Here is a 23,286-nt window from a genome sequence, read left to right as displayed (position 1 = left end):
CCCTCCCATGGTCCCACCATCTGGAGCTCGATATGACCGCTGCCTGGAAGTCGGGGTGTACAACACCCCACGTATTCACTCTATGAGCTGGTGTCATTACTACTCATATCAGGATGAGTACCCCTAGCGTGAAGCCCATGGTCATGAGGAGTCTGCTGGCCGCCCTGATCGCTCTCTCCCTGGCGAGCCAGGCGGGCGGCGCCGCCCCGCATGAGTGGCGCCGCCCGCCGGTGACGTTCGCCACCCTGCCGCCCGTCACCTATGTCGCTCATCGCGGTGGCGCCCTGGAGTCCCCCGAGAACAGCATGTCCGCGCTCAGCCGAGCCTTCGACGGCGGGACCGTCCAGGTGCTGGACGCCGACACACGGGTCCTCGCCGACGGCACGCTCGTGGTGATGCACGACGCGAAGTTGGACCGGACCACCGCTTCGAGCGGGCGGGTGCGGGACCTGGTCGCCGCGCAGTGGCGCAGCGTGCGGCTACAGCCTGGGGGTGAACGGCCGCCGACCGTGGCTGAGGTCCTGGACCGGTTCGGTGGACGGTCCGTGCTGCTCCTCGAAGCCAAGGACCCCGCGGGACTGCCCGCGCTGGCCCGTGAGATCCACCGGCGCGGGCTCGCCTCCTCGGTCCTGATCAACAGCAACCGGCCGGAGGTGGCCCGGCGGGTCCACCGGCTGGGGCTGACCGCGCAACTGTGGCGTTCAGCCCGTCAACTGCGCGAGGACGATCCGGCGAAGTGGGCCTCCTACGTGAGCGTGCTCGACGTGGACCACCGGGCGCGCCCCCAGGACCTTCGAAGAGCACTGCGCTCGGGCATCGGGAGGGTGTGGGCGCACACCGTCAACACCCCCGAGGCCCGGGACCGGATGCTACGACTGGGCTGCGACGGAATCATCACGGACGCACCCGCCCTGTTGGCCCGCACCGCGGTCAAGGGGCGCTGACACCCCGTAGCACGTGATCGACCAACGCATCGGCGTCGGCGTGGCCGAGCACGGACCTCCCCATCAGCCACCGGTAGGCCAACGACCCGAGCAGCAACTCGGTGACCAGCGGCAGATCCGCGTCGGCCGCGAGTTCGCCGGCAGCCCTGGCCGTGCGCAGCCGGCGTTCGAATCGGGCGTGCCGGGGGGCGAGAAGCCGGTCGGTGAGCCCGGCGGCCAGGACCGGATCGCAGGCGGCAGCAGCGGCCAGGGCCCGCAGCGGCGGCCCGTACCGTTCTCCGGTCAGCTCGTCGACGGTGGCGCGCAGCATCCGTTTGAGGTCGGCCGCCAGGTCCGCGGTGTCGGGGGCAGGGGACGGCTCGGGACCGTCGGGGTGTGCCTCGTCGAGTCCCTGGCAGGCGTCGAGCAGGACGGCCGCCTTGGAGGGCCACCACCGGTAGATGGTCTGCTTCCCCACCCCAGCGCGTCCGGCGAGGGCTTCGATACTCAATCCGGGGTAGCCGGTCTCGTCCACCAGGCTGAGGGCAGCCGCCAAAATGGCGCGGCGCGCGCGTTCGTTACGACGGGTGGCGTCAGGGAAGCCGCGCGAGGTCGGATCGGCCATGGCCGGGAATCTAGCAGCGGGCGAACCGGTTCGTCTCGTCACGTCTCCGTCTTGTAAACCACCCGAACAGTTCACTGCGCCATGCCCGTTCAGGAGGGACGATTCGGTGACGTGCCACGACCCCTGGTGCGCACAGTGCGACCGTCGTCCCGTGAGGAGCCCTCTTTGCGCAATGACGCCACACCCCGCGTGTCCACGCCGCGCCGCTACCTGATGTGCCCACCCACGCACTTCCAGGTCACCTACTCCATCAATCCCTGGATGGATCCCGCCAAGCCGGTGGACCTGCGCCTGGCCATGACCCAGTGGGAAGACCTGTACGAGCGCTACCGCGCCCTCGGTCATACGGTCGACCTACTGGACCCCCGCCCCGACCTGCCCGACATGGTGTACGCGGCGAACGGCGCGACGGTCGTGGACGGACGGGTCCTCGGCGCCCGCTTCGCCTACCCGGAACGGTCCGCGGAAGCCGAGGCACACCTGGAATGGTTCCGCGGCCACGGCTACACCGAGATCCACGAGCCCTCCCACGTGAACGAGGGAGAGGGCGACTTCGCGGTCACTGGTTCCTGGATCCTGGCGGGCCGCGGCTTCCGCTCCAGCCCGCTCTCGCACGACGAGGCCCAGGAGTTCTTCGGGCGGCCGGTGATCGGGCTGGACCTGATCGATCCGCGCTACTACCACCTGGACACCGCACTGTGCGTCCTGGACGGGGACGAGGTCATGTACTACCCGGGAGCCTTCTCCCCCGGCAGCCGGGCAGTGCTGAAACGACTCTTCCCGGACGCGGTCATCGCCGCCGCGGCGGACGCGGCGGCGCTCGGGATGAACGCGGTCTCCGACGGACTCCACGTCCTCCTGCCCCAGGCAGCGCTCGGCCTCTTCGAACCGCTGCGCGAGCGCGGGTTCGAACCGGTCGGGATCGACCTGGGAGAACTACTGAAGGGCGGCGGCAGCGTGAAGTGCTGCACGCTGGAGCTGCGCGGCTGAAGACCCCTACCCACCGTCGGCGGGCGGTTCCTCGGCCATGCGTCCGTGCGGGTCACCGCCCCGTGGCTGACCGGGTCGCGTCCGATGGCGGCCCGGTCGGCTCCGGGAGTCCGCCCTCGCGGGATCCTGCCCCGCACGAGGGCTGCCCGTCGCCCCTGGGGGGCGACGGGCAGCCCTCAGCCCTCGTCGGCCGGCGGCCAGGCGTCGCCCCACTGCGCGTCGCGGGCAGCGCGGTAGCGGGCACCGTGGCGTTTGGTCACGGTCTCCCTGTGCAGTCCCCGCTCCGTCGGTCCGCACAGGTCCAACAGGACTAGCCCCTTGCGGATCTGGGGCTTGCGGGTGATCCGCTCGACAACCGGCCGGGCCGGGAAACGGACGGCGGCGACGAAGCTGAACTTCTCGTCCTCGTAGGCCAGCGAGCCGCCCTTGACCTGGCGGTGCAAGGAACTGCGGCTGACCCGGGCGGAGAAGTGGCACCAGTCCTCACCGGGCACGATGGGGCAGGCTCCGTCGTGCGGACAGGGGGCAGCGATGCGCAGGCCCGCTGCGATGAAGTGGTCCCGGGCCTCGCGAACGCGCAGATAGCCCTCGGGGGTGCCCGGCTCGATGATCACCACGGCTTGCGCGGCGCGTGCGGCCTCGGCGAGGACCGCCTCGCGGGCGGGCGCGGTGAGCTCACCAAGAACGTAGGAGACCGTGACGAGGTCGCTCTGCGGCACCTTGAGGCCGGATCCGATCACCGCCCGGTGCCACTGGGACTCGCGAAGGGCCTGCGAGGGGGCCCGGGAGGTCAGCTCACGTCCCAGCGCGAGGGCCGGTTCGGCCCAGTCGAGGACCGTGGTCCTGCGGGGGGCGTCCCATGTGGCGTCCACCGCCCAAGTCGCCGCTCCCGTGCCGCCGCCAACGTCCACGTGGTCGGCGGGTGACCACCCCGGGGAGACCGCCGCGAGGGCTGCGAGGGCAGAGCGGGCAGCCTCGAACGTGGCCGGCATCCGATAAGCGGCGTAGGCGACCACGTCGGAGCGGTCGCGCAGGACGGGCGCGTCGGTCGGAGTGCTCCCGCGGTAGTTGACGATCAGCCGCTCGACGGCCTGCTGGGCTTGCTTGGGCGGCAGCCCGGCGAGCAGTTCGGCGAGTGCGCCGCGCAGGGCTTCGGCGGTGGGGACGGTGGCGTTCACCGAGCAAGCTTATGTCCGACGCGCCCGGGTGACGGACCGGGCGAGGGCGTACTCAGGCCGAGGCGCCGGCCTCCTCGTCCACGACAGGCTCGCGCCTCGCCCAGGGTCGGCACAGGGCGAGGAAACAGATCACGGCGCTCCCTGCGCAGACCACCTGGACCAGCGCCATCGGTACGGCCGTGCCCTCGCCAGCGATGCCGACCAGCGGCGAGGCGAGAGCACCGATCAGGAAGGAGGAGGTGCCGAGCAGCGCGGAGGCGGAACCTGCCGCGTGCGGAGTGCGCATCAACGCCTGGGCGTTGGTGGTGGGCAACACCAGCCCCTGGGCGGACATCAAGGCGAACAGCCCCGCCGCGACCGGCACCAGACCGACCTCGCCGAAGACCCCGGCGGTCATCAGGAGCAGGGCGAGCGCGGCGAGGGCGATCACCGCCAACCCCGTGGCGAGGACCTTGTCCATGCTGACCCGGCCGATGAGGAGCTTGCCGTTGATCTGACCGGCGGCGATGAGGCCCACGGAGTTCAGCCCGAACAGGAGGCTGAAGGTCTGCGGTGAGGCCCCGTAGATCGCCTGGACAACGAAGGGGGATGCGGAGATGTAGGCGAAGAGGGCGGCGAAGGCGAGGCCACCGGTGAGCAGGTACCCGGTGAAGACCCGGTCGGCCAGCAGCCCGCCCATGGTGCGCAGCGTCTGGCCGAGGCCACCGGTGTGGCGACGTGCCGGCGGCAGCGACTCCGCCAGTGAGCGCCAGACCAGGAAAGTCAGGACCAGCCCGATGCCGGCGAGCACGTAGAAGACGCCTCGCCAGTCGGTGACGCGCAGTACCTGACCACCGACGAGGGGAGCGATGATGGGCGCGGCTCCGGAGACCAGCATCAGGGTGGAGAAGAAGCGGGCCATCTCCACGCCGTCGTACAGGTCACGGACGACCGCCCGGGCAATGACGATGCCTGCCGCCCCGGACAGCCCCTGGAGCAGGCGGAAGCCGACGAGGAGTTCGACGGTGGGGGCGAAGGCGCAGATCGCGGTGGCCAGGACGTACATGACCATGCCTGCGAGGAGGGGACGACGGCGTCCCCACCGGTCACTCATCGGGCCGACGACCAGCTGACCGAGCGCCATGCCCGCGAGACAGGCGGTGAGGGTCAGTTGGACGGTGGCCGCGGGGCTGGCCAGGGATCCTGTGACCTCGGGCAGGGCCGGCAGGTACATGTCCATGGAGAGCGGCGCCAGGGCGGTGAGTCCGCCCAGGATGAGGATGACGAGCAGTCCGGCCCGATTCGGGCCGGACCGCGGTGGCTTCCCCCCGGGTATCCGGCTGATCCCGTCCGTCGCCTCCGCGCCTGCGTGCGCCATCTGTGACTCCCCCATCTCCGGCGCCGGGTCCACGAGACCTCACCCAAGGCGAGGGGGGCGCCGCCACCCATCCTCTCAGCCCTCGGAACGTCCTCGGCTCGACCACGGGTCACGTCGTTTCACGTCACACATTGCGGCCCCTTGACTTCCTCCCCCGCCTCAAGACGGGGATTCCAGCGGTCGCCCGCTGGGTTTCCCGCTTCACCGACGACCGCCCCGTCGGGGAGGACTCCCGTTGAGGGGTACGGCGCCGCAGTCGCACGTCCACTCGCGGACGTTTCAGCGGCAGCTTCGCCCGGATCGTGCCGCAGGCCCCGCACAGCTTGGAGCTGGGGAACCAGCGGTCGACCACGATCAGGTCGCGCCCGTACCAGGCGCACTCGTACTCCAGCATCGACGGCATGTCGGTCCAGGTGGACCCTGGCGACCCGCTTGCGGGCCTTGTCCCGGTTCGCCGAGCCCTTCTCCTTGCGAGACAGCTCCCGCTGAGCGCGGGCCAGTCGGGCCCGTCACGGCGCTCGTACCGGGGGTTGGCGATCTTTTCCCCGGTGGACAGGGACACCGTCACTGTCGACGGCTGAGCGCCCTCGGGGAGCGGCCGGGACCACACGATGTCCAGGGGCTCGCGCATCTTGGCGGGTGTCAGGGCGCCGTCGCGGTAGCGGAACGCCGAGCTGGTGCACTCCGCCGACCGGCGGGACTTCTTCCGCGAATTGAACCGCGGGTACTTCGCCCGGCCCTCGAAGAAGCTGGTGAAGGCGCCTTGCAGGTGCCGCAGCGTCTGCTGCAACGGGACCGAGGACACCTCGGCGAGGAAGGCCAGCCTCGGTCTTCTTCCAGGCGGTGAGCATCGCCGAGGTGGCGTTGCAGTTGCCCCTCTCCTGCGGCTGGTACCACGCGTTGGTACGGGCTTCGAGGGCCAGGTTGTAGACCTTCCGCACGCAGCCGAAGGGGCGTGACAGCTCTGCCGCCTGCGCATCGGTCGGATAGAAGCGGTACTTGAACGCCCGCTTCACGCGAGTGATCATGGCTCATGAGCTAGCACACCGGTTTGCGACCGCCTCGGCTCGTGTGGGTGGACGCCGGTCCGCCCTGACGGCGAACCGGCCTCCGCTGCCCTGCTCCGCAGGAGCTTCGTTTCCTCCCCCGGCTGGAGCCAGGGGTATCCACGAAGGAGAACCCCGATGAACGCTGCTCAGACGAAGATCGCTGTAGTGACGGGGGCGGGCTCCGGCATCGGCCGCTCGGTCGCACTCGCCCTGGCGGAGGCGGGCTGGTCGGTGACGCTGGCCGGTCGCCGGGCGGAGGCCCTGGAGCAGACCGCGGCAGCGGCTGGAGAGGCCGCCGGGGAACGTCTACTGTGCCTGCCGACTGATGTGACCGTGGTCGGGGAGGTGGACACGCTGTTCACCGGAGTGCGCGAACGCTTCGGCAGAGTGGACCTCCTGTTCAACAACGCCGGAACCTTCGGTCCGGCCGGCGTGCCGTTGGAGGACCTCTCCCCCGAGGCGTGGCGCGAGGTGGTGGAGGTGAACCTGACGGGCTCCTTCCTCTGTGCACAGGCGGCGTTCCGACAGATGAAGGAGCAGGATCCGCGAGGCGGGCGGATCATCAACAACGGTTCGATCTCAGCCCACGCACCCCGGCCGAACTCCGTCGCGTACACCGCGACCAAGCACGCGATGACGGGTCTGACCAAGTCCCTGTCCCTGGACGGGCGCCCTCATCGGATCGCGTGCGGGCAGATCGACATCGGAAACGCGGCGACCGAAATGACGGCACGGATGCAGAAGGGAATCCTTCAGGCAGACGGCCGCCTCGCGGTGGAACCGGTGATGGACCCCTCGGACGTGGCGCGCACGGTGCTGCATATGGCAGAGCTGCCTTTGGAGGCGAATGTGCAGTTCGCCACGGTGATGGCCACGACAATGCCCTACATCGGGCGTGGATAGCCACGCGAGCGGCCGGTCGGCTCAGGGCTCTCACGCGGTTCTTCGCGATCAGGGTGTGGGATCAGGTTGCGGCGCACCGGACTTGAACACGGCCGGCGCCGGCGCGGCGGGCATTTACCCGGTGACCGTTGGATCCGTCCATTCGCCGGAGATCCCTCAGAGAAGGTCCTACACTCCGAATCGATCTCCTCAGGTCGTCTGACAATCTTCTTGATATCTCCACCTGAAACCGTCAACTGGAGTGCATCTTGCGGATATCCGCTGCCACGGGCCTCATCGCCTCCCTCCTCACCGCAGGAACCGCCCAGGGCGCCACCCACCAGGGCGGCCTGCATCTCGGCAAGATCCAGTACAACAGCCCTGGCACCGACACCCGTTCCAACACCTCGCTGAACGGTGAATGGGTCGAGTTGCACAACAACGGTCGCACCGCCGTACAACTGCGGGGCTTCAAGCTGAAAGACGACGCCGGGCACACCTATACCTTCGGCTCCTTCAAGCTGGCCGCGCGCAAGACCGTCCGCGTCCACACCGGCCGCGGGAAGGACGGCTCCGGCCACCGGTACTGGAACCGCCGCTCGTACGTCTGGAACAACACCAGCGACAGGGCGCGGCTGCTGAAGCCGAGCGGCACCCGGCTGGACTCCTGCGCGTGGACCACACGGGACCACGGCAGCAAGATGTGCCACTGAACCACCCGACGCCATGATGGTGGCATGCACATCCTCAGTCACCCCGAGGCCGAGGTGCCGACCTCACTGCGCGCCCAGGTTCTGGCCCTCCAGGACGAGGCCTGGCCGCCGGTCGGCGCACCCTCCGCCGGCCCGAGCCACGATCCGGCGCTGCGACCACGTTCCCTGCTGCTGGTCGAGGGCCCAGGAACCGTGGTCGCCGCCTTGGACGTGTTGCACAAACCACTACTGCACGCCGGTTCGACCTACCGAGCGGCCGGCTTGAGCACCGTGGTCACCCGGCGGGACCGGCGCGGCCAGGGCCACGGGCATCACCTCGTGAACGCCGCACGTGAACGGTTGGCCGCCGAAGCAGACGTGGACCTGGTGCTCTTCACCTGCGACCGCCCCCTCGTCGCCTTCTACCGCGGCGCCGGGTTCGGGGCCCTGCCCGGCGCGGTACTCGTCGGCGGCACCCCGGACGCCCCCTTCCCCAGCGACCGGCCGGGCCTGTCCAAGGCCGTGATGGTCGCCTTCCACTCGCCTCGGGCCCGTGCCCGCCGGGCTGATTTCGAAGGTGCCCGGATCCTGCTCCACCCCGGCACGATCGACCGGCTCTGGTAAGCCGCGCGCCGAACCCGTACGCTCGGCCCTCCTGCGCGAGGGACGCGGGGAAGCCACGGAACACGGCATCGGGTCGCCCGGGGCCCGACCGGTCGGCTTCAGTGGATCTCTTCGACGACCACGTCCAGGGCCCACGCCTTGCCCCGCTTGGTCGGAGCCTCGCCTTCCACCCGGTAGCCCAGGTCACGCAGCGCCGTCACGAGCTCAGCTGGATCCGCCGGGCGGGCGCCCGCACGGAGCAGATCGCGCACCAACCGACCCTTGGTGGCCTTGTTGAAGTGACTGACCACCGACCGCTTCTCCACCCCGTCCACCAGCTGGGAGTGCAGCACCCGCACGGTCGCAGTGCGCTCGGCGACCTCCCCCTTGGGCCGCCACGCCGAAGCGTAGGCCGAGGAGCGCAGGTCCAACACCAGCTCCGCGCCGGCCACCTGCGGCATGACCTCCGACAGCGGAGCCCGCCAGTAGGCACCCAACGCGCCCAGACCGGGCAGCTTCACCCCCATAGAACAGCGGTAGGAGGGAATGCGGTCGGTGATCCGGACCGCGCCCCACAGGCCCGAGAAGACGAGCAGGCACCGCTCCGCCTCGATGCGCGCCGCGGTGTCCAGCCCGGCCAGGTCCAGGGCATCGTAGAGAACTCCGGTGTACACCTCCCCAGCGGGGCGAGTGCCGGCGGTCAGCAGAGACCTGTTCTTGGCGACCTCCGCCCGCAGACCCTCACTGAGCCCGAGCACCTCACGGGCCTTGATCTCGTCGGCCGCGCACAGCTCGACGAGCTCCGCCCGCACCGCGGTGCGGGCCGCGGCCAGACCCGGCAACGACAGCCCCTCGGGATCCAGCGGTACGCCGGAGCCGCCAGCGGCCTTTCCTTCGGATGGCGGCAGCAGCACGAGCACGACGTCTCTCCTTCGATACGAGCACGGACCGGGGGTGCGGCCCCCGGCCAGCGTAAGGGCTCCCCCGGCACCGGCTGGCGCCCGGACGGCGCGGACGACCACGGGACACGCATCGGGCCGCCCCCTCGTCCCGGGCCGGGGCCACACAGCGACGAAGCACGTGCCCGACGCCGTGCGCTGCTCCACCGGGGCCGACGGGGCAGCCCTTAGGCTCGGCGCATGCCACGCCGCCACATGCGCATCACCGGAGCGGACGGGGCGCAGTTGCGCGCCGCGCTCGATTCCCTGCGGGCCAAGCTCGGCGTCCCGCGGGCCTTCCCCCCCGAGGTGCTCGCCGAGGCAGAGGAATCCGCCCGGGCACCACGGCTGCCCGGGGAGTCCAGCGATCTGCCCTTCTTCACCATCGATCCGGCTGCTTCCCGGGACCTCGACCAGGCGGTGCATCTGGCCCGCCGCAGAGACGGGGGCTACCGGGTGCACTACGCGATCGCCGATGTCGCCGCCTTCGTACGTCCCGGTGGCCGACTCGACGCCGAGGCCAGGCGGCGGGTGAGCACCCTCTACTTCCCGGACGAGAGGGTCCCGCTACACCCGCCGGAGCTGAGCGAGGACGCCGCTAGCCTGCTGCCCGGGCAGCACCGGCCGGCTCTGCTCTGGCGGATCGACCTCGATGCGGAGGGCCGGCGGACCGCGGCCGACGTGCATCGCGCGATGGTTCGCAGCCGGGCCAGGCTGGACTACGAAGGTGTGCAGCGCACGCTGGACACCGGCACGGCGGAGGAGCCCGTGGCGCTCCTGGCGGAGATCGGCCGACTGCGTGAGGCACGGGAAGCGGAGCGCGGTGGCATCTCGCTGGGCGTCCCTGAACAGCAGATCAGGGAGGAGGACGGCTCGTACGCGTTGTCGTACCGGGCGCCGCTGCCTACCGAGGGCTGGAACGCACAACTCTCCCTGCTGACCGGCATGGCAGCGGCAGAGCTGATGGTCGCGACGGGGACCGGCGTGCTGCGGACCCTGCCGAGCGCCCCGGATGGCGCCGTGGGACGCCTGCGTCGTTCGGCGGCTGCGCTCCACATCGACTGGCCGCACCACGTGGCGTACGCCGAGATCGTCCGCCGCCTCGATCCGCGGGTCCCGGCTCACGCCGCCTTCCTCCAGGAGTGCACGACGCTGCTGCGCGGCGCGGGGTACACGGTGTTCCAGGGCGGCGCGGTACCGGAACATCCCGAGCACGCCGCCGTGGCGGCGCCGTACACCCACTGCACCGCGCCACTGCGGCGTCTGACCGATCGCTACGCGGGCGAACTGTGCCTGGCCGCGATCCGGGGTGCGCAGCCACCGCAGTGGGTCCGTTCCGCCCTTGTGGACCTCCCCGCGCGTATGGCGGAAGGCACCCGGCTGGCGAACACCGTGGAGAGGTCCTGCGTCGACCTGTTGGAGGCAGCCCTCCTCGAAGACCGGGTGGGCGAGACCTTCGAGGCGACCGTCGTCGACGTCCTGGAAGGTGATCAGCTGCCGGCCCGCGGGACCGTCCAGCTGGAGGATCCCGCCGTGGTCGCCACGGTCGAGTCTCGCTCGCTCGGGCTCCTCCCACTCGGCCGACGCATCCGGGTCGAGCTGGTCGAGGCCGATCCGGCTCGGGCCAAGGTGCTCTTCGCCCCGGTCTGACCCCAGGTGCCGGCCTCGGCCACGCATCCCCTGCAGGGTCCACGGCGCCACGAGGCGGTCAAGCGGCGCTGTCCGGCCCGGGTAGCATGGTCGACACGGCAGACGAGCCGGCCGGACGGCCGCGTCGGAACCCTTCGGGGAACCGCCGAGGAACGTCCGGGCTCCACAGGGCAGGGTGGTGGGTAACGCCCACCCGGGGTGACCCGCGGGACAGTGCCACAGAAAACAGACCGCCGGGGACTTCGGTCCGCGGTAAGGGTGAAACGGTGGTGTAAGAGACCACCAGCGTCTGGGGTGACTCAGGCGGCTAGGTAAACCCCACCCGGAGCAAGGTCAAGAGGAGTCGTCCCCGGACGGCTCTGCGCGGACGATCGAGGGCGGCCCGCCCGATGTTCGCGGGTAGACCGCACGAGGCCGGCGGCAACGCCGGTCCTAGATGGATGGCCGTCTCCCCGGCGACCGCGAGGTCTCCGGGCGACAGAACCCGGCGTACAGGCCGTGCTCGTCTGCCTCCCCCTTCCCCTGCTGCTCGGTGAGCAGTCCATAGAGCTCTGGTCGGCGGCGGTCCAGTCGGCGGCGGCCGATGGCCAGCGGCTGCACGCAGAAGTCGAGATCGGCCAGGACGAGGGTGTCTCCGGCCGCCCAGGTTTCGGCGAGAACTCGACCATAGGGGTCGAGGATCATGGCGTTGCCCGTGCTGCCCTCCCGATCCACGCCGTTCGCGAACAGGACGAACAGCCCGTTGTCGTAGGCGCGAGCGGGCAGCCAGCGCATGAGTCGTCCTCGGCCGCTGGGGCCGTTGAGTGCGACCTCGATGGCCTCGACCTGCGTGCCGGGCCGCGCGGGGTCGCCAGGCCCTGCGACCGTTGCACCACGTTCGTGAGCTGCCGTCTGGTGGGGAGCGAGGAGCATGTCGGCGCCGAGCAGGGCGGCAATCCGTACGTTCTCCACGAACTCGGCGTCCTCCCCGCTGAGGACAGCCATGCGGACTCCCCAGGGGGTCTCGAAGACCGTGAAGTTGGTGCCGGCGGTGATCGCCTCCTGCTCCACGTGCAGCTTGCGGTGGACGTGGACGGTGCCCTCCGGCAAGCAGACGGCGTAGGCTTCGAACAGCTCCCCCCTGGAGCCGAGTTCGAGGAATCCGACGCCGATGGCCATCCCGTGCCGGACGGCGAGGCGCTGGACGGCCCGCACCGATGGACCGTCGGCGGTCTCGGCCAGCTCCTTCAGCCGCGCCGGAGCGTGCCGGGTTCGCCACAGCGGGCCGAACAGACACATTTCCGGGAATGCCAGGATCTCCACCCCTTCGGCTTCGGCTTCGCGCACAAAATGCTCGATCCGCCCGAGGTTGAAGACACGGTCGTCCACTCGCGATTCGAACTGGACTGTGGCACAACGTAGTTCGGGCGCAGGCTGATGGGGTTTCATATGCGCTCCAAGAGGCCGCGTGAGGGGTGGTTGAGGGGTGACAGTCAACCGCTCCCCCACCTAGATGTAAATTGAATCGAACGAATGTGCCGAAAGCCCCAGAAAAGAAATTCGGCTCCTTCGAGCGTCTTTTACTCTCGCCGAGCGCGGCAACTTCAGCCGCACGGCTCGGGAACTGTTACTCACCTGGTCGGCATTGTCACGCGCCCTCGCGCACCGATGGCCGAAGTCAGCAAGGCCCTCTTGCGCCACAGGCCGGTCCCGGCCCACCCGGACCGAGCACCGCCCGGGCACCGCGATGCCGTCGACAGGGCCCCGCAGCGCAAGGACGAGCGAAGCGCAGGCAGCACCCGCGGGCACCCGGCAGCTCAGCGCCGCGGACAGGAGGACCGCCCCGGCCTCCCAGGCGCTCCGCCCGGGGAAGTCCTGGGGGCGAAACCGTTCACGGGGCGGGGCGTAGGTGCGAGGTGTCGTTCAACAGCCTTACCGAGGCGTTGCCATCCGCGTAGTAGGCGACCGCGGAGAGGGAGGCCGCGGAGAGCTCCATGCGGAACAAGGACTCCGGCGGAGCGCCCAGCGCAAGCCGGACCAGGGTCTTCACCGGGGTCACATGGGTGACGAGCAACACCGTACGGCCCGCGTACCGCACCAACAGGCGGTCCCGGGCGGCCGACACCCGGCGGGTGACCGCCGCGAAGCTCTCGCCGCCGGTGGGTGCGGCCTTGGGCGAGGCGAGCCAGGCTTCGAGGTCCTCGGAGTAGCGCTCGCGCACCTCGGCGAAGGTGAGCCCCTCCCAAGCACCGAAGTCCGTCTCCCGCAGCCCCTCCTCGACGGAGACGTCGAGGCCGAGCCGGTCGGCTACGACCCGCGCCGTCTGCCGGCAGCGGGTCAGGGGGGAAGCAACGACCGCCTGGATCGTGCCGCGGGCGGCGAGGGCGTCGGCGACGGCCGCGACCTGCCGGCCACCGACCGCGGACAGCTCCGGGTCCGTGCCGCCGCTGCCGGAGAAACGCTTCTGGGGCGTCAACGCGGTCTCGCCGTGACGCAACAGGACAAAGGTGGCGGGAGTGCCTAGATCAGGCCCCGACCAGCCCGGCGCCGCCGAGGCCCCCTCAGGCTGGACGTGTTCCCGTGCGGCGCCCGCAGGACCCTCCGAGGCCGCCCCGGAGGAACCCGCCCGGCTCGCCCCGGCCGCGAGGGCGGCTCGGGCTTTGGCCGCCCCCGCCGCCGCGTCTCCGGGCGGCCCCGAGGGCGCACTACCGGCCTTGGGAGGGGACCCGCCCCCGGACAGGGCCGCGGAGGAGTTCGCGGGCTCCCACGCGACTCCGCGCTTGCCGGCGTCCATCGCTTCGTTGGCGAGCCGGTCCGCGTGCTTGTTCTGCTCCCGCGGAATCCACTGGTAGGTCACCTGGCCGGCCGGGTAGATCCGACCGGCCTCGGCCGCGAGCGGCTTCATGTCGGGGTGCTTGATCTTCCAACGACCGGACATCTGCTCGACGACCAGCTTGGAGTCCATCCGCACGAGCACCGGCAGGTCCGGCGCGAGCTCACGGGCCGCGTTCAGGCCCGCGACCAACCCCTTGTACTCGGCAACGTTGTTGGTCGCCACGCCGATGAACTCGGCGCGCTCCGCCAGGGTCTCGCCGGTCTGGGGGTCAAGGACGACCGCGCCGTAGCCGGCGGGCCCCGGGTTGCCCCGGGATCCCCCGTCGGCCTCGACCACCAGCCGGGTGAGCCCCATCACAGACCCGAGTCGGCCGTACGGACCAGGATGCGACCGCAGTTCTCGTGGCGCACCACCTTGTTGCGGGGTGCGGCCTTGATCTCGTTGATCTCGGCGACGTCCAGCTCGATCTGGCAGCCCAGGCAGCGGCGCTGGTAGAGCTTGGCCGCACCGACGCCCGCCTGCTTGGTGCGGACCTTCTCGTACAGCGCGAGCAGATCCGCGGGCACGGAACCGGCAACGACCTCGCGCTCCTTGCCCGCGGTCTCCGCCTCCGCGTCGAGCTCGGCGGTGGCGGCGTCGCGGCGGGTGGTCGCGTCATCGGCCTTGGTCTGAATCGAGGAGACACGCTCGGTCAGCTCGGTGACGCGCTCCTGCGCGGCCTCGCGGCGTTCCATGACCTCCAGCACCACGTCTTCGAGGTCGGCCTGGCGCTTGGCGAGGGAGGCGATCTCGCGCTGGAGGTTCTCCAGGTCCTTGGGCGAGCTCACCGCGCCGGAATCGAGACGCTGCTGGTCGCGGACGGCGCGCTGGCGCACCTGGTCGACGTCCTGCTCGGCCTTGATCTGCTCGCGGGCGGTGTCGCTCTCCTGCGTCTGCGCGGCGACCAACAGGTCGCGCTGCTGCACCAGATCCTTGGTGAGCGAGTCGAGCTCGGCGTGCTCGGGAAGTGAGCGGCGCTTGTGCGCGAGCTGCGACAGCCGTACGTCCAGGGCCTGGAGGTCGAGAAGTCGGATCTGGTCGGCGGGCTCGGCGTTCAGTTGGGGGCTCCAGAGTAGTCGTGTCGGGACGGGGTTCGGGGGGACGCGGCGTGCGCGGTCCAGGGGTCGGTGACCTTGTGCGAGACATGGGTGCGCAGGCCCCAGCCGTGTCGTTCGGAGAGCGCGTCGAGCTGGGCCGCGGCCTGTTCGCACCACGGCCACTCGGTGGCGAAGTGCGCGGCGTCGACCAATGCGAGCGGGCTGGTTTCGCGGGCTTCGGAAACGGGGTGGTGCCTCAGGTCAGCGGTGAGGAAGGCGTCCACGCCGGCGGCCCGCACCTGGCTGAAGAGGCTGTCTCCCGATCCGCCGCTGACCGCGACGGTACGGATCACCGCCTCGGGGTCGCCGGCGATCCGTACGCCCTGCGCGGTGTGCGGAAGTCGAGCAGCTGCGCGGGCCGCGAACTCGCGCAGGGTTTCGGGGTGGTCCAGTACACAGATCCGGCCCAGTCCTCGGCGCCCCTGCGGGTCGCTGGCATCGGGCACCAGGGGGCCGGTGATCCTCAGGTCCAGCGCGCCGGCCAGCGCGTCGGACACCCCGGGATCGGCGGTGTCGGCGTTGGTGTGCGCGACGTGGAGGGCGATGTCCGCTTTGATCAAGGTGTGGACGACACGGCCCTTGAAGGTGTCGGCGGCCACGGTGGTGGTGCCCCGGAGATAGAGGGGGTGGTGGGTGACCAGGAGGTCTGCACCCAGCTCCACGGCCTCCTCGGCGACTTCCTGCACCGGGTCGACGGCGAACAGCACTCGCCGTACCTCAGCCTGCGGATCACCGCAGACGGTACCGACAGCGTCCCACTGCTCGGCCCGCTCGGGGGGCCAAAGAGCGTCGAGCGCGGCGATTACTTCAGACAGTCGGGGCACGGGCCAAGGCTACCGCCCGTCGCACCCGCCCTACCGACCAGCAGCCCCCTTCGCATCGGCGCCCGCCCGCCACTGCCCGGACCGGCCCCTCGCAGGGCTGCCGAAGTGAGGTGCCCCGGCCACCGCAGCGGGACCCGTCCGCCCCTCGGGAGGGCCCCTGTTACCACCCGGCAGCACAGCCGCATCCGCCCGCTCAGGAGAATCCCGACCCCGCCACCCTTATGTGTGAAGCAGGGGTTCTCGTGTTGTTCGGCAGGAAGTGCGATAACTAGCTTCCTCGCTGGAGGTGACCAACCGATGACAGCCTGTGCCACAGAGTCGGCCGCGGCGACCGGCCGCGGTTCCGGCCCCGGGACCCCGGCGAACGCCACTGCGGGTGCCGCGCCCGCGGCTACGAGCACGACCGAGAAAGGCGACGCGCCCGGATCCTCGACCCCGGCCGAAGGCGAACCGGGTGCGAGAACCCCCGCCGGTGCCAACGCCGGCAAGGGGCGTCGCGTCCTGCGCTCGGGGGTGAGCGCTCCCCCGGCCCCACCGGGGGCCGCCAGTGCCATCGGCCCCGTGAACACCGGTGCCACCGCGGCGATCACGATTGGGGTGGCGCCCTCGACGGCTGCACCCGACGAGGCCGGAGCGACCACCGCGGGCCCACCCGGCGCCCCGGTCGCCCAGCAGACCGTGGGGCCCGGCCCCCGGGGAGTGCGACCGGCCGCGGGGTTCGCGCTGTCCGCGAACGGGGCGTACGCCGCCCGACTGACCACGGTCGCCGACTCGTGTTTCCCCGAGCGGTGGACCCTCGACGGACCGGAGCCGTATGCGGTCCCGCTGCCCCTCCAGCAACCGGAGGAGCCGGACGCCGAACTCGCGGCCCTCGACGACGGTCGGGTGCTGATCCACCGTCGGGTAGCCGGCCAGCACTCGTTCGCCCTGCTCTACCCGACCGGGCCGGGCACCGGTTCGGTCCCGTTGGGCACGATCGACGCCGAGCGCCTGACGCTGTTGCCCCCGTGCCCGGACGGTGGTCGGGTGTACGCGCTCACCTCCGGTGCCCGGGGGAGCGCCACCGGGCTGTGGCTGGTCGTGGGCGGTGGCTTCGGGCCGGAGCACGTCCTCGACGTACCCGGCCGCTGCTCCGGTGGGGTCTGGCTCGATCGTGCGGGCGGCCTGCTCGCACTCGATCAGGAGATCGACGGTGGCTCAGGCGGTCGGGCCAAGACCGTGGCGGTGGACCTGCGCGGGGGTGGCCGGGTGTCGCCGCTGCTGCAGATCGCCGCGCACAGCGACGACCGACTGCTGCTCGCCGACCCGGACAGCGGACTGTTGGTGATCCGATCCGACGCGCCAGGAGAACACCGCTTGGGTTGGGGGGTGTTGGGGAGTTCGCGACCCGTGCGCTTCCCCGAGTGCCTCCGCCCGGTCGAGGGCACGCCGACGCCGTTCGCCGTTCAGCCCGGGCAGGTGCTGATGCCGGAGAACTGCGCGGTCGCGCTGCGCATCGACGCTCCGGGCAACGCGAGCTGGCTCGGCATCTGGCGCCCCACCGGGCGCCGGCTGTTCCAGCTTCCCGCACCTCCCGGCTGGCTGCCCGGCGCCGGACTGTGGACCCAACAGGGCGTGCTGCGGTTGCCTTACGCAACCGCGCAGACGGCGTGCGGGGTAGCCGCGTTGACCTTCCCCGAACCGCCGCCGGACGTAGTGGTCAGCACGCCGGCCGAGCATTCCTCGAACGGGTGGTGCGAGGAGCCGGCTCGGCACTGCGCGCACCGACCCGTACCGCTCCAACAGGCACCGTTGACCAAAGGCTGAACAGTCGGTGACGCACGTTGTGGGAACGTGCGTCATCGAGTTTGGGTGAGGCGTCAGGTCTGATTAGATTCATGATCGGGGGCTGCGCATCCGTACCCGGCCAGGACGCCCAGGGGCACACGGGCGATGGGAAACGGCCGGGCCGTAGGGAGGGTGGTCCCCCGGGCTGCCACTGGCCCCGCGGCAGCAGGACGGTACGGAGCGAAGCAACGGAGTGACTTCCCACCATGTCTGAGACGACAACCGACACGACCGAGGCGCGCCTTCCCGGGGTGGGCGCCGCGCAGGCCGAGGCCGGTCACGGCCGGCACCGTGGGGGCGCGGCTCCCACCGAGGAACCGGCTGCACCCGCCCACGGGCGGCACCGTCGCCCGGCGGAGGCGACTGCCGGGGAACACGCCGCCTAAGAGGCCTGTCCCGCAATACCTGGCGGGCGTGCGGCGTCAGCTACGGCGTCTCGCTGCGTTGTCGAATCGCCCGAGCGCACCCGGTGCGAAGGCGACCTTCCGCCGTGCGATGCACCACGCCTGACGCCACACGCTGACCTACCAGGTAGTGCGGGGCAGCCCCTGGTGTCGTGACCGGCAGGGTTCGCCGGGCGCCGCCGAACCCTGCCGGTCACGGCGCACAACCACGCCGGGGGCGGGCCTGGTTGCCGCCACACGCACCGCTGGCGCCGTGCGGTACGGGGCCACCCGCACCCGGCGCTTCCCGACTCCTGAACTGAACGGCCTCGCCCCGCAGGATCGGGCCCCGCCTCGTCGGTCCGTGGACGACGCCGCAAGATCAACGCGGAGCCTCCCGGCCGGACCCAGCGGCCTCAACCACCGTGCCGAAGCCCGAGGACCTCACCAGCGGCGAAGGTCTCGCCGGCCGGCCGATCCGCGTAGTGGGGCGTGAGCAGGCCGTCCAGCTCCTCGTACGTGAACACGTCCTTCGCGGTGTCGAAGCGGGCGGCTACCCTCGGCCGCTCCATCACCGCCACGATCCCCCCGTGCACCACGAAGAGCTGGCCGGTCACCGCCGCTGCGGACGGCGAAGCGAGGTAGCCCACGAGCGGCGAGACGTGCTCGGGAGCCAAGGGGTCGAGCCGGCCCTCTTCGGGTACTTCGAAACCGGCGAAGACGTCTTCGGTCATCCGGGTGCGCGCCCGGGGGCAGATGGCGTTGGCCGTGACCCCGTACTTCCCGAGTGCCGACGCCGTCGAGGTCGTCAGGCCCACGATCGCGCCCTTGGCCGCGGCGTAGTTCGGCTGCCCCGCCGACCCGGCCAGGAAGGCCTCCGAGGAGGTGTTGACGATCCGTCCGTAAACGGGCCCGCCCGCCGCCTTGGACCGATCGCGCCAGTGGGCCGCGGCGAAGCGGGTGGTGTTGAAGTGGCCTTTGAGGTGGACTCGGATGACTGCGTCCCACTCCTCCTCCGACATGGAGAAGACCATGCGGTCGCGGAGGATGCCCGCGTTGTTGATCAGCACGTCGAGTCGGCCGAATCGTTTTACGGCCAGCGAGATCAGCTGCCGGGCCTGCTCGAAGTCGGCTACGTCACCGAGGTGCGCAACCGCCTCCCCGCCGGCCGCCCGGATCTCGGCCGCCACCGCCTCGGCCGGGGCGGCACTTGCCTCACCCGATCCGTCGCGTCCGGCTTGGCCGAGGTCGTTGACGACCACCCGTGCACCGAGCCGGGCGAGTTCGATGGCCTCGGCACGACCGAGACCGCGCCCCGCGCCGGTGACCACGGCGGACAGCCCCTCAAGTGGCAGTGACATCAGCGTCCTCTTCTCCGAGGTGGGCGGTCAGAGCTCGATGCAGGTGCGCAGGGCCGTGCCGGTGCGCATCTGGTCCAGGGCTTCGTTGATCTCACCGAGCCGCACCCGGTGGGTGATCAGCCCGTCCAAGTCGATCCGGCCGGCACGCCACAGGGCGATGGTCCGCTCGTAGGACCGACTGACGTCTCCGCCGCCGTACAGCGAGGGCAGGATCCGCTTCTCGTCGAAGAACAACGAGAACATGTTGACCTGGAAGTTGTCGTCCAGGGCACCGGCCCCGACCACGCACATCGTGCCGCCGCGCCGAGTCATCTCATACGCGGTGTGGGCGGTGGCGGACTTGCCGACGACTTCGAAGACGTAGTCGAATCCCTCGCCCGCCGTCACGCGTTGTCGGGCGTCCGCGAACTCCTGCGGGGAGACCGCTTCGGTGGCACCGAAGCGCAGTGCCGCCTCGCGGCGGGAGGCGACCGGGTCCACCGCGACGATCTGGGCCGCTCCCTGGACCCGAGCACCTTGGATCGTGGAGATGCCCACCCCGCCGCAGCCGATCACCGCGACCGAGGCACCCGCCTCCACCTTGGCCGTGTTGATGGCGGCTCCCAGCCCGGTGGTCACTCCGCAGCCGATGAGGGCGGCGATGTCGTACGGCACGTCGTCGGGGATCCGCACGGCGCAACCGGCGGCGACCACGATCTCCTCAGCGAAGGTGCCGGTACCCGCGAAGCCGAACACGTCACCCTGTGGACGTGTGAAGTTGGGCGTGCCGGCGTTCATGAACCCGGCCAGGCACAGGTGGCTCTGGCCGCGTTTGCAGCTTGGGCATCCGCCGCACGCCGGGAGCCAACAGACCAGCACCCGATCGCCCGGGCTGAGGTGGGTGACCCCCTCGCCGACCGCGACGACCTCTCCGGCTCCCTCGTGCCCAGGGACGAAGGGGGCGGGTTGGGGCAGTACCCCGCTCATCGCCGACAGGTCCGAATGGCACAGCCCGGTGGCCCGGATCCGGATCCTGACCTTGCCCGGGCCGAAGCCCACCGCCTCGACGTCGTCCACCACCTCCAGCTTGTCCTGGCCGATCTCGCTCTGGAGTGCTGCGCGCATGTGCGGCTCCTCTCGTGCCGGGTAATCCGGTCGGGTGAACCGGAAGTACCGAGTTCGCGGGTGGCTACGGCCTCCCGTCAGCTCGCGTTCGAGGTGGGCGTACCCGGCCCGTGCGAAAGGCCGGGTACGCCGTTCCCCCTCGCCGGGCGGATCTCAGGCGTACTCGACGACCGTGTCGAGGAGGACTGGTGCGTCGTCCCGCTCGGCGGCCGAGACGGAGGCCCGAACCGTCCCGGACGAGACCCACATCCGGATCCTCAAGGTCTCCGCGGGGAAGGCGATCCCGGCGAAACGGGTGCGGTAGGAGCGCACGCGCGACACCTCGCCGTCGAGGACGGTGTCGACCACGGCCTTGAGTGTCATGCCGTAGGAACACAACCCGTGCAGGATGGGCCGGTCAAAGCCGGCACGGCGGGCGAACTCGGGGTCGGCATGGAGGGGGTTCCAGTCTCCGGAGAGCCGGTAGAGCAGCGCCTGGTCCTCGCGGATGAACCGCTCGACCGTGTGGTCCGGTTCGCCGGTCGGCGCTTCCTGGCGCCGTGCGGGGCCCCGGTCGCCGCCGAATCCGCCCTCTCCCCGCACGAAGATGTCCGCCTCGCTGGTCCACAGCGGCCCGTCCGCGTCCGACACCTCGGAACGCAGCACCACCACGGCCGCCTTCGTCTTGTCGTACACCGCCACCACGCGGGAGCTGGTGTCCGCAGCGCCCCGGACCGGGATCGGCCGGTGCAGTGTGATGGCCTGTCCGCCGTGCAGGACCGCCGCGAGGTCGACTTCGATGCCGGGGGCGCCCAGTCCGCCGAGCATCGCCATGCCGGAACCGGCGACGGTGGCGAAGCTGGGCAGGACGTGCAGGCGAGACTCAAGGGTGTACTTCAGCTCGCTCGGGTCGGTGGCGGGGCACCCCGCCCCAAGGCCCAGGTGGTACAGCAGAACGTCCTTGTGGTCCCAGCTGATCTGGTGGGTACGGGGGTCGGCGGCGAGTGCCTTCGCGGCATCGATCGGCATGGAGATGCTGCTCCTTGGACTGGAGGAAGACCTCGGCGCGACTGTCCGCACCGTCGGCCGCACCGAGGTCGCTTCGGATCGACCGAGGCAACACTAGAACGCGTTCTAGGTCGATGGCCCTATGTATAACGCACCCCCTCGGACTTTGGAAGAACCCTGACGTGACGTCAGATCAAATGTGCGGCTGCGGTGTCACACCCCGTCGAAGCCCGCCCGACCTACCCTGACCAGATGGCGGAGATGCCCCGGGACCACCGGCCCACGAAGTCGCTACGCGTTCTACTGGCGGAGGAGGACGCAGGCGCGTCCGGAAGCGGGCTGGCCCTGCTCCTCGGCCTCCAGGAAGACATCGAGGTGGTCGCCCGGCCGGGCCGAGGCGAGGACCTGGTGACCGCCACCCTCACCAGCCGCCCCCACGTGGCCCTCCTCGACCTCGAACTCCCCGATGGCTGCGGACTACAGGCCGCCACCGCGCTCCGGGACGAGGCGCCCGACTGTCGCGTGCTACTCCTGACGCCGTCAGCCCGACCGGGGCTCCTCGACCGCGCCCTGGAGGCAGGTGCGGCCGGACTCGTCCTGCGCCACCTGCCCATCGAGGGCATCACCGATGCGATCCGCCGCTCCCTGACCGGCGAGCAGGTCTTCGACCCGATCTTCGGCACGCACAGCCCGGAACCTCCCGCCCCTGGCACGGCCTGAGTGCGGACCGGTTCCAAGGCGGCACCCTTTCAGCCTCCCGGGCCCGCCGGCCCTCGCAACAGGGTGACCACCGCGGCGCCGCCGAGGCCGATGTTGTGGGCCAACCCGACCCGGGCCCCAGGGACCTGGCGCGCCCCCGCCTCCCCGCGCAACTGCCACACCAGCTCAGCCGTCTGCGCCAAGCCGGTCGCCCCCAACGGGTGGCCCTTGGAGATCAGCCCCCCGGACGGGTTGACGACCCAGCGTCCGCCGTAGGTGGTCGCCCCGGACTCCACGAGCCTGCCGGAGAGGCCGTCCGCGCACATCCCGAGCGCCTCGTAGGTCAACAGCTCGTTGATGGAGAAGCAGTCGTGCAGTTCGATGACGTCGACGTCCTCTATGCCGAGCCCGGAACGCTCGTACACCCGCCCCGCCGCCTCCCGCGAGATCGGCCTGCCGACCACGTCGATACAGGAACCGGAGGCGAAGCTGGCCTCCGTGTCCGTCGCCATCGCCTGGGCCAGGATCTCCACGCCCCGATGCCGCCTCGCCTGCTCGGCGAGGAAGCGCTCGGACACCACGAGGCAGGCCGCCGCCCCGTCCGACGTGGGCGAGCACTGCAACCTCGTCAGCGGCGGATGGACGCTCTTCGCGGCCAGTACCTCAGCCACCGTGAACACTTCCTGGAACTGCGCGTTCGGGTTGTTCGCCGAGTGGCCGTGGTTCTTGGCACCCACGGCCGCCAGCTGCACCTCGGTGGTGCCGTACCGCTCCATATGCTCCCGAGCCGCGTTCCCGAAGATCTGGGCGGTCGGCGGTGACATCTCAAAACCGTGGGACCGCGCCATGACGCCGTAGTGGCGGGCCACCGGCGACAGCGCGAAGTCCCCGCCGTCCGCACCGGCGCCCAACGGACCCCGCTTCATCTGTTCGAAGCCGAGCGCGAGCACACAGTCACTCAGACCACCCTCCACGAGTTGTCTGGCCAGCATGAGCGCCGTGGCGCCGGTGGCGCAGTTGTTGTTGACGTTGTAGACGGGCACGCCGGTCAGCCCCAACTCGTATACGGCCCGCTGGCCTGCGGTGGAGGCCTGGAAGCAGTATCCGACCACCACTTGCTGAACCAGGTCGTACGCGACTCCCGCATCGAGCAGTGCGGCCCGGCCCGCCTCTGCGGCCATGTCCCAGTACTGCCAGTCCCGCGACTGCGGCTTCTCAAACTTCGTCATGCCCACGCCGGCAACCAGGGTCTTCACGTTCTTC

General features: G+C 70.8%; 20 protein-coding genes, 1 other RNA gene and 2 pseudogenes. 10 read left to right on the top strand and 13 right to left on the bottom strand.

All coding sequences use genetic code 11. The annotated features are described in order from the left end of the window. Window positions 1–137: 137 nt before the first annotated feature. Window positions 138–944 (top strand): glycerophosphodiester phosphodiesterase, encoded by an 807-nt coding sequence (locus ACFYMC_RS01160; protein WP_388516875.1) that lies wholly within the window; start codon window positions 138–140, stop codon window positions 942–944. Here ACFYMC_RS01160 and ACFYMC_RS01155 read toward each other — a convergent pair. After that, complete coding sequence (locus tag ACFYMC_RS01155; RefSeq protein WP_388516872.1) at window positions 931–1,548, bottom strand: TetR/AcrR family transcriptional regulator; 618 nt, start codon at window positions 1,546–1,548, stop codon at window positions 931–933. The two genes, ACFYMC_RS01160 and ACFYMC_RS01155, sit on opposite strands and share 14 nt — an antisense overlap. Window positions 1,549–1,713: 165 nt before the next feature. Between ACFYMC_RS01155 and ddaH the strand changes: the two genes are divergently transcribed. Continuing rightward, window positions 1,714–2,538 carry a dimethylargininase gene (gene ddaH / locus ACFYMC_RS01150; protein WP_388516869.1) on the top strand — a complete coding sequence of 275 codons (825 nt, stop codon included), beginning with the start codon at window positions 1,714–1,716 and terminating at the stop codon, window positions 2,536–2,538. Window positions 2,539–2,714: 176 nt separating this feature from the next. Here ddaH and ACFYMC_RS01145 read toward each other — a convergent pair whose 3' ends face one another. The 3 genes and pseudogenes from ACFYMC_RS01145 to ACFYMC_RS01135 form a co-directional block, all read right to left on the bottom strand. Next, window positions 2,715–3,716: a small ribosomal subunit Rsm22 family protein gene (locus ACFYMC_RS01145; protein WP_388516866.1), complete on the bottom strand. Its 1,002-nt coding sequence runs from the start codon at window positions 3,714–3,716 to the stop codon at window positions 2,715–2,717. A 52-nt stretch (window positions 3,717–3,768) separates the two neighbouring features. After that, a complete protein-coding gene (locus tag ACFYMC_RS01140; protein WP_388517073.1) occupies window positions 3,769–5,088 on the bottom strand; it encodes a multidrug effflux MFS transporter in 1,320 nt (439 codons plus the stop codon). Between the two features lie 109 nt (window positions 5,089–5,197). Then, window positions 5,198–6,101: pseudogene (locus ACFYMC_RS01135) on the bottom strand (RNA-guided endonuclease InsQ/TnpB family protein). Window positions 6,102–6,257: 156 nt separating this feature from the next. On the opposite strand from ACFYMC_RS01135, the gene ACFYMC_RS01130 reads away from it, so the two are divergent. The 3 genes from ACFYMC_RS01130 (at window position 6,258) to ACFYMC_RS01120 (ending at window position 8,320) form a co-directional block, all read left to right on the top strand. Then, window positions 6,258–7,025 (top strand): SDR family oxidoreductase, encoded by a 768-nt coding sequence (locus ACFYMC_RS01130; RefSeq protein ID WP_388516863.1) that lies wholly within the window; start codon window positions 6,258–6,260, stop codon window positions 7,023–7,025. A 248-nt stretch (window positions 7,026–7,273) separates the two neighbouring features. Continuing rightward, window positions 7,274–7,717 carry a lamin tail domain-containing protein gene (locus tag ACFYMC_RS01125; protein WP_388516860.1) on the top strand — a complete coding sequence of 148 codons (444 nt, stop codon included), beginning with the start codon at window positions 7,274–7,276 and terminating at the stop codon, window positions 7,715–7,717. A gap of 24 nt (window positions 7,718–7,741) precedes the next feature. Beyond that, the gene (locus ACFYMC_RS01120; protein WP_388516857.1) at window positions 7,742–8,320 is read left to right on the top strand and encodes a GNAT family N-acetyltransferase; all 579 of its coding nucleotides are present in this window, start codon (window positions 7,742–7,744) and stop codon (window positions 8,318–8,320) included. Between the two features lie 98 nt (window positions 8,321–8,418). Here ACFYMC_RS01120 and yaaA read toward each other — a convergent pair whose 3' ends face one another. Next, window positions 8,419–9,219, bottom strand: a complete 801-nt coding sequence (yaaA, locus tag ACFYMC_RS01115) for a peroxide stress protein YaaA (RefSeq protein WP_388516854.1) — start codon at window positions 9,217–9,219, stop codon at window positions 8,419–8,421. A gap of 219 nt (window positions 9,220–9,438) precedes the next feature. Between yaaA and ACFYMC_RS01110 the strand changes: the two genes are divergently transcribed. Continuing rightward, complete coding sequence (locus ACFYMC_RS01110; protein ID WP_388516851.1) at window positions 9,439–10,887, top strand: RNB domain-containing ribonuclease; 1,449 nt, start codon at window positions 9,439–9,441, stop codon at window positions 10,885–10,887. A gap of 103 nt (window positions 10,888–10,990) precedes the next feature. Then, an RNA gene (gene rnpB / locus ACFYMC_RS01105) (RNase P RNA component class A) lies at window positions 10,991–11,396 on the top strand. Window positions 11,397–11,553: 157 nt separating this feature from the next. Here the strand turns inward: rnpB and ACFYMC_RS01100 are convergent. The 4 genes and pseudogenes from ACFYMC_RS01100 to ACFYMC_RS01085 form a co-directional block, all read right to left on the bottom strand. Then, window positions 11,554–12,315, bottom strand: a pseudogene (locus ACFYMC_RS01100) (nitrilase-related carbon-nitrogen hydrolase); the annotation flags it as partial. Window positions 12,316–12,757: 442 nt separating this feature from the next. After that, window positions 12,758–14,056, bottom strand: a complete 1,299-nt coding sequence (locus ACFYMC_RS01095) for a bifunctional RNase H/acid phosphatase (protein WP_388517071.1) — start codon at window positions 14,054–14,056, stop codon at window positions 12,758–12,760. Then, window positions 14,056–14,799 (bottom strand): zinc ribbon domain-containing protein, encoded by a 744-nt coding sequence (locus ACFYMC_RS01090; protein ID WP_388517068.1) that lies wholly within the window; start codon window positions 14,797–14,799, stop codon window positions 14,056–14,058. Before ACFYMC_RS01090 ends, ACFYMC_RS01095 begins: the two co-directional genes overlap by 1 nt. Next, window positions 14,796–15,662, bottom strand: a complete 867-nt coding sequence (locus tag ACFYMC_RS01085) for a Nif3-like dinuclear metal center hexameric protein (RefSeq protein WP_388516848.1) — start codon at window positions 15,660–15,662, stop codon at window positions 14,796–14,798. Before ACFYMC_RS01085 ends, ACFYMC_RS01090 begins: the two co-directional genes overlap by 4 nt. Window positions 15,663–15,959: 297 nt before the next feature. Here ACFYMC_RS01085 and ACFYMC_RS01080 point away from each other — a divergent pair, with 297 nt between their 5' ends. Both ACFYMC_RS01080 and ACFYMC_RS01075 read left to right on the top strand, forming a co-directional pair. Beyond that, window positions 15,960–17,468: a hypothetical protein gene (locus ACFYMC_RS01080; RefSeq protein ID WP_388516846.1), complete on the top strand. Its 1,509-nt coding sequence runs from the start codon at window positions 15,960–15,962 to the stop codon at window positions 17,466–17,468. Window positions 17,469–17,695: 227 nt separating this feature from the next. Next, entirely contained in the window at window positions 17,696–17,875 is a 180-nt protein-coding gene (locus ACFYMC_RS01075; protein ID WP_388516844.1) for a hypothetical protein, read from the top strand. Between the two features lie 413 nt (window positions 17,876–18,288). Here ACFYMC_RS01075 and ACFYMC_RS01070 read toward each other — a convergent pair whose 3' ends face one another. The 3 genes from ACFYMC_RS01070 to ACFYMC_RS01060 form a co-directional block, all read right to left on the bottom strand. Beyond that, window positions 18,289–19,233, bottom strand: coding sequence for a 3-oxoacyl-ACP reductase (locus ACFYMC_RS01070; protein ID WP_388516841.1), 945 nt, complete (start codon window positions 19,231–19,233; stop codon window positions 18,289–18,291). A 27-nt stretch (window positions 19,234–19,260) separates the two neighbouring features. After that, window positions 19,261–20,337 (bottom strand): Zn-dependent alcohol dehydrogenase, encoded by a 1,077-nt coding sequence (locus ACFYMC_RS01065; protein WP_388516838.1) that lies wholly within the window; start codon window positions 20,335–20,337, stop codon window positions 19,261–19,263. 153 nt (window positions 20,338–20,490) lie between these two features. Further along, complete coding sequence (locus ACFYMC_RS01060; RefSeq protein WP_388516835.1) at window positions 20,491–21,345, bottom strand: MaoC/PaaZ C-terminal domain-containing protein; 855 nt, start codon at window positions 21,343–21,345, stop codon at window positions 20,491–20,493. A gap of 231 nt (window positions 21,346–21,576) precedes the next feature. On the opposite strand from ACFYMC_RS01060, the gene ACFYMC_RS01055 reads away from it, so the two are divergent. Then, window positions 21,577–22,044: a response regulator gene (locus tag ACFYMC_RS01055; RefSeq protein WP_388516832.1), complete on the top strand. Its 468-nt coding sequence runs from the start codon at window positions 21,577–21,579 to the stop codon at window positions 22,042–22,044. A 29-nt stretch (window positions 22,045–22,073) separates the two neighbouring features. Here the strand turns inward: ACFYMC_RS01055 and ACFYMC_RS01050 are convergent, their stop codons facing one another. Further along, on the bottom strand, window positions 22,074–23,279 hold the full coding sequence (locus ACFYMC_RS01050) for a lipid-transfer protein (protein WP_388516829.1): 1,206 nt from the start codon (window positions 23,277–23,279) through the stop codon (window positions 22,074–22,076). Window positions 23,280–23,286 lie beyond the last annotated feature (7 nt).

Origin of the sequence: Streptomyces sp. NPDC006879 (assembly GCF_042869595.1) — a bacterium.
Lineage (GTDB): Bacteria > Actinomycetota > Actinomycetes > Streptomycetales > Streptomycetaceae > Streptomyces.
This window is presented reverse-complemented; position numbering and strand designations above follow the sequence as displayed.